Source organism: Edwardsiella piscicida (assembly GCF_001896205.1).
GTDB lineage: Bacteria > Pseudomonadota > Gammaproteobacteria > Enterobacterales > Enterobacteriaceae > Edwardsiella > Edwardsiella piscicida.
Map to the genome: position 1 here is coordinate 3,721,064 of NZ_MPNU01000001.1, position 18,323 is coordinate 3,739,386.

Genomic DNA, 18,323 nt, shown 5'->3' on the forward strand with positions numbered 1-18,323 from the left:
CACATCTTGTAAGTTTGAGGATTATCACACCGTTGCGCGTCGCGCCGGCGCGCGGCGGCCGATCCGCAACTCGTCACCATCCAAGGCAGGAGTGCATATGAAAAACGTTGGTTTTATCGGCTGGCGCGGCATGGTTGGCTCGGTGCTTATGCAACGCATGAGCGAAGAGCGCGACTTCGACGCTATCCGCCCGGTCTTTTTTTCAACCTCGCAGCATGGCCAGCCGGCGCCGACGTTCGGCGGCCACCGCGGCACGCTGCAGGATGCCTCCGATATCGACGCCCTCAAGGCGCTGGATATTATCATCACCTGTCAGGGCGGCGATTATACCCAGGCCATCTACCCGCGGCTGCGGGCGGCGGGCTGGCAGGGGTACTGGATCGATGCCGCCTCGGCGCTGCGGATGCAGGATGACGCCATCATTATCCTTGACCCGGTCAACCGCGCGGTGATCGATCGTGGCCTGGAGAGCGGAGTGAAAACCTTTGTCGGCGGCAACTGTACCGTCAGCCTGATGCTGATGTCCCTGGGCGGACTGTTCGCCGCCGATCTGGTGGAATGGGTCTCCGTCGCCACCTACCAGGCCGCCTCCGGCGGCGGCGCGCGCCATATGCGCGAGCTGCTGACCCAGATGGGGATGCTGCACGGCCAGGTCGCGCCGGCGCTGGAAAACCCGGCCAGCGCGATCCTGGATATCGAGCGCCGGGTCACCGATCTGATGCGCAGCGGCACGCTGCCGACGGATAACTTTGGCGTACCGCTGGCCGGCAGCCTGATCCCGTGGATCGATAAGGCGCTGGATAACGGTCAGAGCCGCGAGGAGTGGAAGGGGCAGGCCGAAACCAACAAGATCCTGGCGAGCGCTCAGGCGATTCCGATCGATGGTCTGTGCGTCCGGGTCGGCGCTCTGCGCTGCCATAGCCAGGCCTTTACCATCAAGCTGAAGCGCGATATCGCCATCCCAGAGGTGGAGCAGCTGCTGGCGCGCCATAACGAATGGGTGCGGGTGATCCCCAACGATCGCGAGCTGAGCATGCGTGAGCTGACGCCGGCCGCCGTCACCGGCACGCTGGCCACCCCGGTTGGCCGTCTGCGCAAGCTGAACATGGGGCCGCAGTATCTGTCCGCCTTTACCGTGGGCGACCAGCTGCTGTGGGGCGCTGCCGAGCCGCTGCGCCGTATGCTGAGGCTGCTGCTCTAGTCCGCGCCCTGGTACGGCGCAGGCGCCGTCGACGGGGATAAGGCCTCCGTCGGCGGTGACCACGGCACGCACACCACCACCCGGGTCGAACGCTCCGGCACACAGTCGACCTGCACCCCATAGCATTCGCCATAGCGCGCCTTGATCCGCCGATCGACCAGGCTCATTCCCAGCCCGTCGCCGCCCGGCGTCGGCCGATACAGCCCGGCGTTGTCCTCCACGCAAATAGAGACCCGCTCCCCCTCACGCCAGCTGCGGATCTCGACCCGTCCCACGCCGAACAGCTGCGCCGTACCGTGCTTAATCGCATTCTCAACGATCGGCTGCAGGGAGAACGCCGGCAGACGAACCTCCCGCAGCGCGGCGTCAGAGCACACCGCGACCACCAGATTCTCCGCGAAACGCGCCTTCTCGATCTCCAGGTAGGCGTTCACGTGCTCCAGCTCGTCCGCCAGCGTCACCTCATCGCCGTTGCGCTTGAGATTCTTGCGAAAGAACGTCGACAGCGACAGCACCAGGCGCCGCGCATGGTCCGGGTCGCGGCGGATCACCGCCGACAGGGTATTTAGGGCATTAAATAAGAAATGGGGATTCACCTGCGCGTGCAGCAGCTTAATCTGCGACTGGGCCAACAGCTGGGTTTGCTGCTCATACTTGCCCGCCAGGATCTGCGCCGACAGCAGGTGCGCAATCCCCTCCCCCAGCGTTCGGTTGATGCTGGAAAACAGGCGGTTCTTGGGCTCGTAGAGCTTGATCGTGCCCATGACCCGGTTATCCTCGCCGCGCAGCGGGATCACCAGCGACGACCCCAGCTTACAGTGCGGGGTGATGGAGCACTGGTAAGGCACCTCATTACCGTCGGCGTACACCACCTGGTTCTGCTCAATGGCCCGATGGGTGTGGTGCGAGGTGATCGGTGAGCCGACCAGATGGTGATCGGCTCCCATGCCGATAAAGGCCAGCAGGCGCTGGCGATCCGTCAGCGCCACCGCGCCGACGCCCAGCTCCTCATACAGGATCCGCGCCACCTTCATGCTGTTCTGGCGATCGAAGCCCTGACGCAGTATCCCCTCGGCGCGGGCGGCGATCTGCAGCGCCTTGGCGGAAAAGGCCGAGGTGTATTTGTCAAAGATGGCTCGCCGATCCAGCAGAATGCGCATAAACATCGCCGCGCCGACGGTATTAGTGATCATCATCGGCAGCGCGATATGCTCGACCAGCTCTTCGGCCTCCCAGAACGGGCGGGCGATCGCCAGGATAATCCCCATCTGCAGACACTCGGCCAACAAGGTGATCGCGCCGACCACCCAAGGCGTAAACAGCAGATCAAGGCGATGGTGGCGCAGCATGTGGCGGTGCAGCATCCCCCCGACCAGCCCCTCGACCACGGTGGAGATCATGCAGGCCAGCGCCGTCATTCCCCCCATCGAATAGCGGTGCAGACCGCCGGTCAACCCCACCAGAAAGCCGACGCCCGGCCCGCCCAGCACCCCACCCAGCACCGCGCCGATGGCCCGGGTGTTGGCGATGGAGTCATCGATATGCAGGCCAAAGTAGGTCCCCATGATGCAGAACATCGAGAAGGTGAGGTAGCACACCAGCTTATGCGGCAGGCGAATAGTCACCTGCATCAGCGGAATAAACAGCGGCGTTTTACTCAGCAGATAGGCAATCACCAGATAGACACACATTTGCTGCAGCAGAGACAAAATTAAATCCATCTGGCTGACGCCCATACCCCCTCCTTCGCCACGATGTGTCGCCATTGTAGGCCGGCGCACGTTCCGCCGCTGCGCGGTCGTAGACAAAAAAAAAGCCAGCACCCGACGCTGGCTAAAAAATTGGAAGCAATGTGAGCAATGTCGTGCCTTCCCGGTGGAGGTGAAGCCACCACCCGAAAAACAAGTTAATGATAATCATTATCATGTAATGATGTAAAGCGCTTTTGTAAGAAAGTGCGAGCCGCGCAATACATCACGACCTATTGATACTTAATAAGTTTATCTATTTTCATCCCGATGGAAGGGTAGAAAGGATAACTTTGTTAACCATTGGTTTAACTCTGTACGGTTTACAGCTCTCGCGGGCAGAACTATAGTTAGCTCACTTTTTAGTTGGTGGAGATTCCCTCTTTGGACAGTCAGAGTCATCAGGACAACACGCACTTATCCTTGGCAAGCTGACCATCTTCACGATGTGCTGCTTGCCGAACCCAGGCGGGCAGCAACACTTCATCTCGAACTGCTGCATACCCTTAGTAATGACACGCGCGCTGCGCACCGCGCTCGCGTAAATGCGGACAGTTATCATGCTGTTTTATACCCAGGCACTGTTTCCTCCGGGCGAATAAGCTTCGCCGCGGCGCGCATTATGCCGTCGCTACCCTGAAACCCTGCGCATGACGGCGCAAGATGCATCACGCCCAGCGTTTCCCTATGCCTCACACGTACAGACACCTTTTGCCGGGCGGCAGGGGTGTGCTTAAAAAACAGCACATGAGTAGCGCACCATGACTCAGATGATCGATCAAAACACCGCGGTTCTTAACGGCCGCCGGGAAAAACAGACAAAACGCCACGCGATTGCCGATGAAGCCCGCGTCAGCCTGGACGCCACCCTGGCCAACCTCTCCGCCAATACGCTGGGGCTGGAGGAGGACGACGCGCGCGAACGCCTGCAGCTGCACGGCCCTAACCAGGTCGCCCATGAAAAGGCGCCGCCGGCGCTGATTCAGTTCTTCATGGCGTTCAACAACCCCTTTATCTACGTACTGATCGCGCTGGCGCTGATCAGCTTCTTCACCGATTACTGGCTCCCACTGCGTCACGGTGAGCCAACCGATCTGACCGGGGTGATCATCATTCTGGTGATGGTCTCTCTCAGCGGGCTGCTGCGCTTCTGGCAGGAGTTTCGCACCAATAAGGCCGCCGAGGCGCTGAAGTCCATGGTCCGCACCACGGCAACCGTACTGCGGCGCGCCCACCCGTTTGCCCAGAGCGAATGCCACGAGATACCGATGCAGCAGCTGGTGCCGGGCGACATCATTCTGCTCTCCGCTGGCGATATGGTACCGGCCGACGTGAAGCTGATTGAGTCGCGCGACCTATTTATCAGCCAGGCCGTGCTGACCGGCGAGTCCCTGCCGATCGAAAAATATGACGTGACCGCCAGCGTGCGTGAGAAGTCCAGCGACCCCTGCAGCGCCGAAGGCAGCCTGCTGGAGCTGGCCAACGTTTGTCTGATGGGCACCAACGTCTCCAGCGGGACAGCCCGGGCGGTCGTGGTCGCCACCGGTAACCGCACCTACTTCGGCTCGCTGGCCAAGTCCATCGTCGGCACCCGCTCGCAGACCGCGTTCGACCGCGGCGTCAACAGCGTCAGCTGGCTGCTGATCCGCTTTATGCTGGTCATGGTGCCGATCGTGCTGCTGATCAACGGCGTTACCAAAGGCGACTGGACCGATGCCGCGCTGTTCGCCCTGGCCGTCGCCGTCGGGCTGACGCCGGAGATGCTGCCGATGATCGTCAGCTCTAACCTGGCCAAAGGCGCCATCGCCATGTCGCGGCGTAAGGTGGTCGTGAAGCGCCTCAACGCCATCCAGAACTTTGGCGCTATGGATGTGCTGTGCACCGATAAGACCGGCACCCTGACCCAGGATCGTATTATTCTTGAGCACTATCTGGATACCCAGGGCGTCGAAAACCCTCGCGTTCTGCAGCTGGCCTGGCTGAACAGCTATCACCAGAGCGGCATGAAGAACCTGATGGACAAAGCGGTGATCCGCTGCGGCCAGGATAAACCGGCCATTGAGGCGATGGCCGGCTACAGCAAAATCGACGAGCTGCCGTTTGACTTCAGCCGGCGCCGCCTCTCTATCGTGGTCAGCGATGAGCAGCAACACCATACGCTGATCTGTAAGGGCGCCGTCGAAGAGATGCTGGCCATCGCCAGCCACATTGAAGAGCACGGCCAGGTACAGCCGCTGGATGAGGCGCGCCGCGCCGCGCTGCAGTCGCTGGCGGAGGGGTATAACCGCCAGGGATTCCGCGTGCTGATGCTCGGCACCCGCGATCTCGGCCACGATGGCTGCGCGTTTCCCCTGAGTATTGCCGACGAGCGCGACCTGACCCTGTGCGGCCTGCTGACCTTTCTGGATCCGCCGAAAGAGTCCGCCGCCACCGCCCTTGACGCGCTGCGCGAAAACGGCGTCGTGGTCAAAGTGCTGACCGGCGATAACCCGACCGTCACGGGCAAGATCTGCCAAGAGGTGGGGCTGACGCCGGGCGAGATCCTGCTGGGCAGCGATATCGACCGCATGGACGACCAACAGCTGGCGCAGGAAGCGGAGCAGCGTACCGTCTTCGCCAAGCTGAGCCCGCTGCAAAAATCCCGGGTACTCAAAGCGCTGCAGAATAATGGTCACACCGTCGGGTTTCTCGGCGATGGGATCAACGACGCCCCGGCGCTGCGCGACGCCGATGTCGGCATCTCCGTCGATACCGGAACGGATATTGCCAAAGAGTCGGCGGATATCATTCTGCTGGAGAAGGATCTGATGGTGCTGGAGCAGGGGGTGATCACCGGGCGTGAGACCTTCGGCAATATCATCAAGTACCTGAATATGACCGCCAGCTCTAACTTCGGCAACGTGTTCTCCGTGCTGGTCGCCAGCGCCTTTATCCCGTTTCTGCCGATGCTGGCCATTCAGCTGCTGCTGCAGAACCTGCTGTACGATCTGTCGCAGATGAGCCTGCCGTGGGACCGGATGGACAAGGAGTTTCTGCGTAAACCGCGTAAATGGGACGCCAAAAACATCGGCCGCTTCATGCTGTGGATCGGGCCGACCTCATCCCTGTTTGATATCGCCACCTACGCCCTGATGTGGTACGTGTTCTCCGCCAACAGCATTGCCCATGAGTCGCTGTTCCAGTCCGGCTGGTTTATCGAGGGACTGCTGTCGCAGACGCTGGTCGTGCATATGCTGCGCACCCAGAAGATCCCGTTCATTCAGAGCTGCGCCGCGCTGCCGGTGATGCTGACCACCGGGATCATCATCGCGCTCGGGATCTATATTCCCTTCTCACCGCTGGGACACTTTATCGGCCTGCAGCCGCTGCCGCTGGCCTACTTCCCGTGGCTGGTCGCCATCCTGCTGAGCTACTGCGTTCTGACGCAGCTGATGAAGCGTTTCTATATTCACCGCTTCGGTCAGTGGTTCTAACCCCCTGCGGCGCGCTGTCATATCACGCAGCGCGCCGCGTCGCTCGGGTAAAAATACGTCGGGATCGTGCTGATAAACAAGGAAATGCCATAGAAAAACCCATCACCTTATAAAATATTTTTAGCAGAATAATTCTTATAACTTTATGAAATACTAAGAGTAGTCTTAACTTCCCGCCCACTTTTGCCGCCGACAAATCAAAAAAACGTCATATTTTACTTTTCCCCACCCAGCCTTCTCGCCGATAATGCGCCGCGTTCATGTCCACAAACTGGCGTAACGCATATGCTACATCTCTTTGCAGGGCTAGATTTCCATACTGGCCTAATGTTAGTTCTCGCGCTGCTCTTTGTGCTGTTCTACGAAGCCATCAACGGCTTCCACGATACGGCCAACGCGGTCGCAACCGTGATTTACACCCGTGCCCTGCGCTCGCAGATCGCCGTGGTAATGTCCGGTATTTTTAACTTCCTCGGCGTCATGCTGGGCGGCCTGAGCGTGGCCTATGCCATCGTTCACCTGCTGCCGACCGACCTGCTGCTGAACGTGGGCTCCGCCCATGGACTGGCCATGATGTTCTCCCTGCTGCTGGCAGCGATCATCTGGAACCTGGGAACCTGGTATTTCGGCCTGCCGGCCTCCAGCTCCCACACCCTGATCGGGGCCATCATCGGCATCGCGCTGACCAACGCGCTCATGACCCATACCTCCGTGGTGGATGCGCTGAACATCCCGAAGATGATTGAGATCTTCCTCTCGCTGATCATCTCGCCGATCGTCGGCCTGCTGCTGGCCGGACTGATCGTCTGGATGCTGCGCCGCTACTGGAGCGGAACCAAAAAACGTCGCCGTATTCATATGACGCCGGCCGAGCGTGAAAAGATCGATGGCAAACGCAAGCCGCCGTTCTGGACCCGTATCGCCCTGATCGTATCGGCTATTGGCGTCAGCTTTTCCCATGGTGCAAACGATGGACAGAAAGGGATCGGTCTGCTGATGCTGGTGCTGATCGGCGTCGCCCCGGCCGGTTTCGTGATGAACATGGACGCGACGGGGTACGATATTGCCCGCACGCGCGATGCCATTACCCACCTGGACCAGTACTATCGTCAGCATCAGGCTGAGCTGAGCCACGTCATCAGCGCGGAGCCGGAAGTCCCGGCCAGCGAAGATGTCAACGGCAGCAAGATCTTCCACTGCGACCCCGCCCGGGCCCAGGTCGCCATCGCCAGCGCGCAGGGTATGCTGACCGATCTGCAAAGCTACGATCAGCTGAGCGTCGATCAGCGCAGCCATATGCGCCGCCTGCTGATGTGCGTCGCCGACACGGCCGGTAAGGTAGCCAAGCTGCCGGAAACCAACGAAACCAATAAGCGCTTCCTGACCGATCTGCGCAAAGATCTGCTGGCAACGGTGGAATATGCTCCGATGTGGATCATCGTCGCCGTTGCCCTCGCCCTGTCGCTGGGCACCATGGTCGGCTGGCGTCGCGTCGCCACCACCATCGGCGAAAAGATCGGGAAGAAAGGGATGACCTACGCGCAGGGGGTCTCCGCGCAAATGACCGCCGCGGTCTCCATCGGCGTGGCCAGCTACACCGGGATGCCGGTCTCCACCACCCATGTACTTTCCTCTGCGGTCACCGGCACCATGCTGGTCGACGGCGGCGGCGTACAAGGCAAAACGGTGAAGAACATCCTGCTGGCCTGGGTGCTGACGCTGCCCATGGCGATCATCATCTCCAGCCTGCTGTACTGGCTGGCGCTCACCTTCGTGGTCTAACGGCCCGCTAAGCGATAAAAAAGCCCGCGAATGCGGGCTTTTTTTTGGCCGATAGGCGCTGGGCCGCGTGCGTCCCCCGCGCCTTACATCACGCCATGCAGCAGAATAACCCCAATGCACAGCGGCGCGGCGTAGCGCCAGGTAAAGCGCAGGGCGCGTCGCCAGTGCGTCGGCAGCGTCTCCGGCAGCAGCGCCTCCAGTCGTGACGACCAGCCAAACAGCAAACAGATCGCGATGGCGAACAGCGGCATCATCAGGTTAGAGGTCATAAAGTCCAGCCAATCGAACAGCGTACGCCCGCCCAGGGTGTAGTGAGCCAGCGGCCCAAACGAGAGGGTCACCGGGATCCCCGCCGTCATGATGCCGGCGCTGACCAGCAGGGTGGCGTTACGCCGCGACCACCCCCAGCGTCCACAGGCAAATGCCACGATATGCTCCAGCAGGGAGATCGACGAGGAGAGCGCCGCCAGCAGCAGCAGCACAAAGAACGCCAGCGCCCACAGGCTGCCAAACGGCAGATGGGAAAAGAACACCGGCATCGTCATAAAGGTCAGCCCCGGCCCGGCGCTGGGGTCCAGCCCGGCCGCGCTCAGCGCGGGAAAAATCATCAGCCCGGCCAACACGCACACCAGACAGGAGAGCGCCACCACCCACAGACTGGAGCGGGCCACGCCGCGGCTGTCCGGCAGATAGGCGCCGTAGGTGGTGTGGATCCCCAACCCCACCGACAGGGAGAAAAAGGCCAGACCCAGCGCATCCAGCACGCTTTTCCCGCTCAGATGGCTAAAGTCGGGCTGCAGGAACATCCGCAGGCCGGCGCTGGCGCCCGGCAGCGTCACGCCGATCGCGATCAGCGCCACCATGATCAGCAGCAGCAGCGGCATCATGACCTTCACCGCCTTCTCGACGCCGCGCTGTACGCCGCCCAGCACCACATAGCCGGTCAGCGCGGCAAACAGCAGGTGGGTCAATACCGGCCAGTAGGGATCGCTGATGTAGCGGCTAAACAGCGCCTGGAGCGCGGAGGCATCGCCGCTCTGCAGGCGACCGGCGCCGGCCAGCAGCGTATAGCCGACGGTCCAGCCACCGACCACGCTGTAAAAACTGTAGATACACCCGCTGGTAACGATACCCAAGATGCCCACCCATCCCCAGCGGCGGCCGCACATCTGACTGAACGCCTTCACCACGCTCTGGCGGCTGTGGCTGCCCAGCAGCGTTTCTGCCATGAACACCGCCAGCCCCAGAGTAAAGCTAAACAGCAGAAACAGCAGCAGAAACGCGCCACCGCCGTTGGTGGCCGTCACATAGGGGAATTTCCAGATGGCGCCGATACCGATCGCCGATCCGGCGGCGGCCAGGATATGTCCCACCCGCGATGACCACTGGGGACCGCGGGCGGCCGTCTGGCCGCTGGCTAACATTTGACTCATAACATCGCTCCGGTTGAATTACGGGTCGCCGGAGTTCGTCTTGAGGGTATCTGCAACAAGGCCGCCATCCGGCGGCCTTGAAAGAATGAATGGTGTGCGCAGGCCGCCCTAGGTGCTAAGGAGAAGAAGTAGGTTTAGCAGGCGACGCTGGGTTGACATGGTCATCGAATCCATCATAAGAAGTTCGTCTCCACCCTATAACAATCCTGGGCGTTAGGCAACGCCCGTTTACCCTCAGTGCCAGAGCGTCAGCGCAATCAACGCGACCACCACCAGCCCGCACAGGGCGCTGGTCAGCATAAACTGACGGCGCAGACGCTCGCAGCGACGGATAAACTCCCCGTCATGGTGATCGTAGTAACGGCGCTCGTAGATATAGCGCACCAGGCGCAGCTGTTTGCTGGGCTGACCGTGGCTGGTAAAGAAACCGCCGCCGTCCACGTACTGGTACAGCAGCGGATCGCAGCCGCGCAGCACCACCAGCAGGGCGCGCAGGGAAGAGTAATAACGCAGCATGTTGACCACGCACACAATAAACAACGCCCAAAATAACGCGACGGTATTAATCATGGTTTCCCCTCCCGGCATCCTCACGGCGTAACCTCCCTGCCGTGGACGCCCTATCCAGACAGACAACGCCGGCGCAGCTGACTCGCCCCGGCCCACGGTGTTGTTATGAAGAGACGGCGAGCCCCGGCGTGCGGGGTCTCCAGTTCTTAGTGTAGGAAATCTGGCGGCAACCCGTACAGAGATCACAAAAATTATTTATATATCGCGTGGCGCGCCGGAGTTCTCTACGCTATAGGTTATAGATTTCATTATATATTCACGAAATCAGCCACAAAAATAGCACCATGGGTATGGGGATTCCGGGGATAAATCAACTTTTCCACGTAATAGGGAAACAGTGCTTGATTTACCCTGCGGCGATCCTTATAAAAAATGGGTTAATTATGTTACCTGGCGCGGTCCTGCAGTCACGGGGCGCCGTTTACAACTGACTCCGGTCACGGTCTTCTCTGGGATGGTCATACAAAAAACTACCCTGTGAGCCGCACGACACATCTCGCTGTCCGGACAGTGCTAACATACAGGCATCGCCAGCGCGCCCACCGGAGCGGACGAAACCTGTAATCACCGTTAATCGGCTTTAGGAAGGAGCTCTCTTATGGCTTATAAACACATCCTGGTTGCTGTAGACCTTTCCCCGGAAAGTAACATACTGGTCGAAAAAGCCGTGTCCATGGCACGCCCCTACGATGCCAAGGTTTCGCTGATCCACGTAGACGTCAACTATTCCGACCTGTATACCGGCCTGATCGACGTTAACCTGGGCGATATGCAAAAACGTATCTCCGATGAAACGCACCATGCGCTGACCGAACTGTCGCAAAACGCGGGCTATCCAATTACCGAAACCCTGAGCGGCAGCGGCGATCTCGGTCAGGTGCTGGTGGATGCCATCAAGAAATACGATATGGACTTAGTCCTGTGCGGCCACCATCAGGACTTCTGGAGCAAGCTGATGTCCTCCGCCCGCCAGCTGATTAATACCGTTCATATCGACATGCTGATCGTTCCGCTGAAGGATGAAGAGGACGACTAACGTCACGTCGCTCGTTCCACGCTTTCTTTACCACGCCGGCGCGTCTCTACGCGCCGGCGTTTTTTATTTTGGCCGCGGCGTATCTCCCGCCCCATCAGGATAGTGTGATCCGCCACCACATTCGCGTCATTTCAAAACAATAAACTATAAAATAGCCGCACATACCGCATTTAATGCAGCTCATCTGCTTATAAAATGGCATTCTATTTCATGGTGTCGTGGCGTGACAGGCCACGCCGACCCTTTTCACGACATAACAATAATCCGAGATCAACCACAATGAACAACACCGCGCCCGGTTTACTCCACCAACCCAAGCCCTTCTTCATGATCTTCTTCGTTGAGCTGTGGGAGCGCTTCGGTTATTACGGCGTACAGGGCATTCTGGCCGTCTTTTTCGTCAAACAGCTGGGCTTCTCACAGGAGCAGGCCTTCATCACCTTCGGCGCCTTTGCCGCGCTGGTCTACGGCCTGATCTCTATCGGCGGCTACGTCGGCGACCATCTGCTGGGCACCAAGCGCACCATGGTGCTCGGCGCCATCGTGCTGGCGCTGGGCTACTTTATGACCGGCATGTCGCTGCTGAAGCCAGAGATGATCTTCATCGCCCTGGGTACCATCGCCGTCGGCAATGGCCTGTTCAAGGCGAACCCGGCGAGTCTGCTCTCCAAATGCTACCCGCCGAAGGATCCGCGCCTGGATGGCGCCTTCACCCTGTTTTACATGTCCATCAACATCGGCTCACTGCTCTCTCTCTCCCTGGCGCCGATCATCGCCGAACGCTTCGGCTATGCGGTGACCTATAACCTGTGCGGCCTGGGACTGATCATCGCCCTGCTGGTCTACTTCGCCTGCCGCGGCATGGTGCGCAGCATCGGCTCAGCGCCGGATCATCAGCCGCTGAACTATGGCAAGCTGCTGCTGGTATTGGCCGGGGCCGTCGTCATGATCTTCCTCTGCGCCTGGCTGATGCATAACGTCGGCGTCGCCAACATCGTGCTGATCGCGGTCTCCGCGGTGGTGCTGTATTTCTTCTTCCGCGAGGCGTTTAAGCAGGATAAAACCGGGCGTAATCGGATGTTCGTCGCGTTCATCCTGATGATCGAAGCCGTCCTGTTCTACATTCTCTATGCGCAGATGCCGACCTCGCTTAACTTCTTCGCCATCAATAACGTCCGCCACGAGCTGCTCGGCTTTGCCATTAACCCGGTCAGCTTCCAGGCGCTCAACCCGTTCTGGGTCGTGGTGGCCAGCCCGATTCTGGCCTCGATCTACACCCGTCTGGGCAGCCGCGGCCGTGACATGACCATGCCGACCAAGTTTACTCTGGGAATGCTGCTGTGCTCTCTGGGCTTTCTCACCGCCGCCGCCGCGGGCATGTGGTTTGCCGACGCCCAGGGGTTAACCTCGCCCTGGTTTGTGGTGCTGGTCTATCTGTTCCAGAGCCTCGGGGAGCTGATGATCAGCGCGCTGGGACTGGCGATGGTCGCCGCGCTGGTGCCGCAGTATCTGATGGGCTTTATTCTGGGGATGTGGTTCCTGACCCAGGCCGCCGCCTTCCTGCTCGGCGGCTACGTCGCGACCTTCACCGCGGTTCCGGCGGGGATCCACGATCCGCTGCAGACTCTGCCCATCTATACCGGCGTCTTCGGTAAGATCGGTATCGCCACGCTGATCGTCACGCTGGTGATGGCGGCGATGGTGCCCTGGCTTAACCGGATGATGAACACCCCGGCCGACGGCCAAAAAGCCTAATTATTCACTTCTCGACAACGCCCTGACAGCACAGGGCGTTGTTCTTTTTTTCTCCCGATAAAACTCCTTGCGCTGCCCGCGTGGCGCGATGCTATAGTCCCAGACAGCCTATTTTTTAGGCTGCCGACAGGCATCTGCGACACAACGAATGCAATCCTATAATAACAAGGAGTTTTTATGGCTCACCTCGCATCAGTCGATCAATTCATGCAGCACGTCCAGCTGCGCGATCCCCATCAGCCGGAGTTTGCACAGGCCGTCCGTGAAGTCATGACCACCCTGTGGCCCTTTCTGCAGCAGCACCCACACTACCGCGATAGCGCCCTGCTGGAGCGGCTGATCGAGCCGGAGCGAGTGATCCAATTTCGCGTCAGCTGGGTGGACGACCGTAACCAGGTGCAGGTAAATCGGGCCTGGCGCGTGCAGTTCAGCTCGGCCATTGGGCCATTCAAGGGCGGAATGCGCTTTCATCCCTCGGTCAATCTGTCGATCCTCAAGTTTCTCGGCTTTGAGCAGACCTTTAAAAATGCGCTCACCACGCTGCCGATGGGCGGGGGAAAAGGCGGCAGCGATTTTAATCCTAAAGGGAAAAGCGACGGTGAGATCATGCGCTTCTGCCAGGCGCTGATGGCCGAGCTGTATCGCCATCTCGGCGCCGATACCGACGTGCCGGCGGGCGACATCGGCGTCGGCGGGCGTGAGGTCGGCTATATGGCGGGGATGATGAAAAAGCTCGCCAACAACACCGCCTGCGTGTTTACCGGCAAGGGGCTCTCCTTCGGCGGCAGCCTGATGCGCCCAGAGGCCACCGGCTATGGGCTGGTCTATTTTACCGATGCCATGCTCCGGCGCCACGCCATGGGGCTGGAGGGCATGCGCATCGCCGTTTCCGGCTCCGGTAACGTGGCGCAGTACGCCATCGAGAAGGCGATGGCGCTGGGGGCCAGGGTCGTTACCGCATCGGACTCCAACGGCTGCGTGGTCGATGAGGCGGGATTTACCCCGGAGAAGCTGGCCCGCCTGTGCGCGATTAAGGCGACGCCGGATGGCCGGATCGCCGATTACGCCCGCGAGTTTGGTCTGATCTATCAGGAGGGACGCCAGCCTTGGCACGTGCCGGTCGATATCGCGCTGCCCTGCGCCACCCAGAATGAGCTGGATGCCGACGCCGCACAGGCCCTGATCGCCAACGGCGTTCGCGCCGTGGCCGAAGGGGCCAACATGCCCACCACCATTGAAGCGACCGATCGGTTCTTAGCGGCCGGCGTCCTGTTTGCCCCCGGCAAGGCGGCCAACGCCGGCGGGGTCGCGACCTCGGGACTGGAAATGGCGCAAAACGCCGCGCGCCTCGGCTGGCGCGCAGAGGAGGTCGATCGCCGTCTGCAGCAGATCATGCTGGATATCCATCAGGCCTGCGTCGACCACAGCGGCGGTCAGAGCGGGCCGGTGCACTACGTGCGCGGCGCCAACATCGCGGGCTTCGTGAAGGTCGCCGACGCCATGCTGGCGCAGGGCGTGCTGTAGCCCATCATCCTACAGCGGCAGCGATAGGCGGAAACAGGCGCCCTGTCGCTGTCGCGCGATCAGGGCGATATCCCCGCCGTGCAGCTCCAGCATCCGTTTTACGATCAGCAGCCCCAGCCCGCCGGTGCCGTAACGCGTCCCGCTGGATGACAGCGGCCGCTGGAACAACGCGCTGCGCAGCCCATCGGGGACGCCGGGGCCGCTGTCGCACAGCTCGACCCACAGCCGCCGCTCCTCCTGCCATAGGCGCACGACGATGCGCCCCTCCTGCGGCGTATGGCGTATGGCGTTATCCAGCAGGTTGGTCAGTACCCGCTCCATCATATGGATATCCGCCGAGATCAGCGGTAAACCCGTCGCGACGTCGGCGCTCAGCGTCAGGCCGCGGGCCTCGGCCGCCAGCTCAAACTTCTGAAACACATCCTGCAGCAGCTCGCTAAAAGAGAAAGGCTCACGCTGCGGCTTCACCGCACCGTACTCCAGGCGCGCCAGCTCAAACAGCTGCTGCGCCAGACGCCCGACCTTCTGGCTTTGGGCCAGCGCCGTATCCAGGTAACGCCGTCGATCGGCGGCGCTCAGGGTATCCCGCTTCAGGCTCAGCGTCTCCAGATAGCCATGCAGCGACGTGAGGGGCGTGCGCAGATCGTGAGAGACGGTGGTGATAAACTCGCGCCGCTGGCGATCCTGATCGGCCAAACGCTGCCACTGCTCGGTGATCCGGCGCGCCATGCGGCCAAACGCCCGCTGCAGCTGGGCGACCTCATCCTCGCCACGGATCTGCTGCAGCGCGGTCAGCGTCGCCGGCTGCGCGGTCTCCAGCCCCTCGCGCTCCAGACGCCCCACCTGACGCGTCAGGGCGTGAACCGGGCGGGTGACCCAGCGGTAGACCAGCAGCCAGGCCAGCAGCCCACAGATCAGGATCAGGGCTATCGACCAGCCGGCCATGCGCCAGGCGGAGCCGAAGCGAACGTCGTCGCTCAGCCGGTTGTAGTTCTCTCCCAGCAGCACCACATACAGATAGCCGCGCGGATGGCCGTTCAGCGACAGCGGCGCGGCGCTAAACACCTTGCGGGCATCTGGGCTGCGCGGGTCGTCGCCGTACAGCGGCAGCGGTTTTCCCGCCAGAAACGCCGCGATCGGCGCCAGACTGACCTGATGGCGCACGATGCGTCCCGGCGGCGCCGCATCGCCGATGATCCGCCCCTGCTCATCCAGCAGATAGACCTCCACGCTGGGATTCACCGCCATCAGCTGATCGAACAGGTTTTTTACCGACGCCGGATTCAGGCCGTCGGCCTGCAGCAGCGGGTTATGCTCGGCGATATGACGCGCCAGGTTCGCGGACAGGCGCTGGATCACCTGCTGGCTATACTGCGTATTACTGCGCAGCTGCAGCCAACCGGTTAGGGCGCTGCACACCAGCAGCAGCAGGGCAAACACCAGCGCCAGACGCTGCGACAGGCTCAGGCGGCTCATACCGCTCCCCCTGCGTCGGCGAACTTGTAGCCGGCGCCCCAGACGGTCAGGATCAGCGCCGGCTCGGCGGGATCGGCCTCGATCTTGGTGCGCAGGCGATTAATATGGGTATTGACCGTATGCTCGTAGCCGTCGTGCTGGTATCCCCACACCTTGTCCAATAGCTGCAGACGTGAAAATACCTGCCCGGGGTGACGGGCAAAGAAGTACAGCAGATCGAATTCGCGCGGCGTAAGCTCGATCGGCCGCTCTCCCACCCACACCACCCGCGCCATGGGATCGATGGTCAGCGGGCCATAGCTCAGGCGTCCCCCCTCCAGCATCAGGTTGCGGCCCATCGCCTCCTGGCGACGAAACAGCGCCTTTACCCGGGCGACCAACTCAATCATAGAAAACGGCTTGGCCAGATAATCGTCGGCCCCCAGCTCCAGCCCCAGCACTCGGTGAACCTCGCTGGAGCGGGCGCTGGTGATGATGATCGGGGTATAGCGGGTCATGGCGCGCACCCGGCGGCAGATATCCAGCCCATCCACGCCCGGCAGCATCAGATCGAGGATCAGCGCATCCCATCCACCCTGTTCAACCAGCGCCATCCCCCGATCGCCGTCGGCGGCATGGGTCACCTGGTATCCCTCATCGCACAGATGCAGCATCAGCAGTTCGGCAATCAGCGTGTCATCCTCTACCACCAGAATTCGTTTCCCCGTCATCACCGACTCCCCCATCAACGTTTTTTCCAGTCTACATGGCCTGCCAAGGACGAGTTATCACATTTTGTTTATAACCCCGCCATCCCGGCGATATGGTGTTTACTTTCAGTCAAAGCAACGGAAAACGCCCCCCTTGATAGAAGCGCGCGCCGCGGGTGAGGTGATAGACATCGTTCGCAGCAGCAATAAATTTCATGAATTTAAATTGCATTATCGTTTCATCTCACAAATATAAATATTCACCGATTATCGCCCATCCAATGCATACTTTTTGCGTACCACTGCTAAGCCGTATGCTAATAAATAGATAATAAAATGATCCAATAAACATGATATTTAACACCTTGAAGGTAATAAAATTACGGCAATCATTAATAGACACCGTTTTTTAACCATTATTTTTCCATTATTTTACAGTAATGGGCATAGATCACGTTTTATCACCCATGGGCAGCCAATCGTTTCCATTCTTCATTACCCTTTCCGTCATGAATTTTCCCGGGCTCTTACAACAACAAAGGTTCAGCCATGAAATTCAAACTCGCCTTGCTCACTACCGCCCTAGCCTCTGCGTGCATGTTTTCGGCCCCGACGTTTGCCGCAGAAAAAGCAGAAAAGCATGACATTGCCGTGGTCGCTAAAGTCACCGGTATCCCGTGGTTCAACCGCATGGAAACCGGGGTAAACCAAGCGGCGCAGCAGTTGGACGTCAACGCCTACCAGACCGGACCCGCCACGCCGGACCCGGCTCAGCAGGTCAAGGTTATCGAGGATCTGATCGCCAAAAACGTGGATGCCATCATCGTGGTGCCCAACGATGCCAAGGTGCTGGAGCCGGTGCTGAAGAAGGCGCGGGACAAGGGGATCGTGGTACTGACCCATGAGTCACCGGATCAGCAGATCGGCCAATGGGATATCGAAACCATCGATAGCCAGAAATACGCGCAGGCCAACGTCGATGCGCTGGCCAAGGCGATGGGTGGCAAAGGGGGCTACGCCATCTACGTCGGCTCCCTGACCGTGCCGCTGCACAACGCCTGGGCTGACTACGCCGTGAAGTACCAGAAAGAGAAGTATCCGGAGATGTTCGAAGTCACCTCGCGTCTGCCGGTGGCCGAAAGCATCGATAAATCCTACGCCACCACGCTGGATCTGATGAAGACCTACCCTCAGCTGAAGGGGATTATCGGCTTTGGCTCTCTCGGCCCCATCGGCGCAGGTCAGGCGGTCGCCAAGAAACGCGCCAAGGATAAGGTGGCCGTGGTTGGGATCGCCATGCCATCCCAGGCGGCACCGTATCTGATCCGCGGCGATATCAAGCAGGTATTGCTGTGGGATCCGAAAGACGCAGGCTATGCGCTGGTGACCGTGGCCGATCGCCTGCTGCAGGGCCAGGAGGTCAAACCGGACCTGAGCATTGAAGGACTGGGCAAAGCGGATGTGGATACGAAAGATCACGTCATCCGCTTCAATAAAATATTAGAAGTGACCAAAGATAACGCCCAGTCACTCGGTTTCTGATTCCGGCTCACGGCCGCCATCACCAGGGAAACCCACACCGCCGGCCGCACGGGCCGGCGCTCAGGAATATTTTCTCCATCGTTATACGACGACG

General features: G+C 60.2%; 12 protein-coding genes. 7 read left to right on the forward strand and 5 right to left on the reverse strand.

The window, feature by feature from the left end; all coding sequences use genetic code 11:
- The first annotated feature begins 97 nt into the window (after nt 1-97).
- The gene (asd, locus tag BRD58_RS17200) at nt 98-1,201 is read left to right on the forward strand and encodes an aspartate-semialdehyde dehydrogenase (RefSeq protein ID WP_015462476.1); all 1,104 of its coding nucleotides are present in this window, start codon (nt 98-100) and stop codon (nt 1,199-1,201) included.
- Here asd and BRD58_RS17205 read toward each other — a convergent pair.
- Nucleotides 1,198-2,937, reverse strand: a complete 1,740-nt coding sequence (locus tag BRD58_RS17205) for a sensor histidine kinase (RefSeq protein ID WP_069579495.1) — start codon at nt 2,935-2,937, stop codon at nt 1,198-1,200. The two genes, asd and BRD58_RS17205, sit on opposite strands and share 4 nt — an antisense overlap.
- A gap of 773 nt (nt 2,938-3,710) precedes the next feature.
- Between BRD58_RS17205 and mgtA the strand changes: the two genes are divergently transcribed.
- Both mgtA and pitA read left to right on the forward strand, forming a co-directional pair.
- Nucleotides 3,711-6,422, forward strand: a complete 2,712-nt coding sequence (mgtA, locus tag BRD58_RS17210) for a magnesium-translocating P-type ATPase (RefSeq protein ID WP_012850143.1) — start codon at nt 3,711-3,713, stop codon at nt 6,420-6,422.
- Nucleotides 6,423-6,707: 285 nt separating this feature from the next.
- A complete protein-coding gene (pitA, locus tag BRD58_RS17215) occupies nt 6,708-8,204 on the forward strand; it encodes an inorganic phosphate transporter PitA (RefSeq protein ID WP_015462477.1) in 1,497 nt (498 codons plus the stop codon).
- An 83-nt stretch (nt 8,205-8,287) separates the two neighbouring features.
- Here the strand turns inward: pitA and BRD58_RS17220 are convergent, their stop codons facing one another.
- On the reverse strand, nt 8,288-9,637 hold the full coding sequence (locus BRD58_RS17220) for a sodium-dependent transporter (protein WP_012850145.1): 1,350 nt from the start codon (nt 9,635-9,637) through the stop codon (nt 8,288-8,290).
- Between the two features lie 234 nt (nt 9,638-9,871).
- Complete coding sequence (gene uspB / locus BRD58_RS17225) at nt 9,872-10,207, reverse strand: universal stress protein UspB (RefSeq protein WP_012850146.1); 336 nt, start codon at nt 10,205-10,207, stop codon at nt 9,872-9,874.
- A 598-nt stretch (nt 10,208-10,805) separates the two neighbouring features.
- On the opposite strand from uspB, the gene uspA reads away from it, so the two are divergent.
- The 3 genes from uspA to gdhA all read left to right on the forward strand — a co-directional run bounded on the left by uspA (nt 10,806) and on the right by gdhA (nt 14,522).
- Nucleotides 10,806-11,243, forward strand: a complete 438-nt coding sequence (gene uspA / locus BRD58_RS17230; protein WP_012850148.1) for a universal stress protein UspA — start codon at nt 10,806-10,808, stop codon at nt 11,241-11,243.
- Nucleotides 11,244-11,522: 279 nt separating this feature from the next.
- Nucleotides 11,523-12,998, forward strand: coding sequence for a dipeptide/tripeptide permease DtpB (gene dtpB, locus BRD58_RS17235; protein WP_012850149.1), 1,476 nt, complete (start codon nt 11,523-11,525; stop codon nt 12,996-12,998).
- A 177-nt stretch (nt 12,999-13,175) separates the two neighbouring features.
- Nucleotides 13,176-14,522 (forward strand): NADP-specific glutamate dehydrogenase, encoded by a 1,347-nt coding sequence (gene gdhA, locus BRD58_RS17240; RefSeq protein WP_073383802.1) that lies wholly within the window; start codon nt 13,176-13,178, stop codon nt 14,520-14,522.
- Nucleotides 14,523-14,531: 9 nt separating this feature from the next.
- On the opposite strand, the gene BRD58_RS17245 is transcribed toward gdhA, so the two are convergent.
- On the reverse strand, nt 14,532-15,998 hold the full coding sequence (locus BRD58_RS17245) for a sensor histidine kinase (protein WP_034168505.1): 1,467 nt from the start codon (nt 15,996-15,998) through the stop codon (nt 14,532-14,534).
- On the reverse strand, nt 15,995-16,708 hold the full coding sequence (locus BRD58_RS17250) for a response regulator transcription factor (protein WP_073383979.1): 714 nt from the start codon (nt 16,706-16,708) through the stop codon (nt 15,995-15,997). Before BRD58_RS17250 ends, BRD58_RS17245 begins: the two co-directional genes overlap by 4 nt.
- Nucleotides 16,709-17,236: 528 nt before the next feature.
- Between BRD58_RS17250 and BRD58_RS17255 the strand changes: the two genes are divergently transcribed.
- Nucleotides 17,237-18,229, forward strand: a complete 993-nt coding sequence (locus BRD58_RS17255; RefSeq protein ID WP_041692814.1) for an autoinducer 2 ABC transporter substrate-binding protein — start codon at nt 17,237-17,239, stop codon at nt 18,227-18,229.
- The last annotated feature ends 94 nt before the right edge of the window (nt 18,230-18,323 follow it).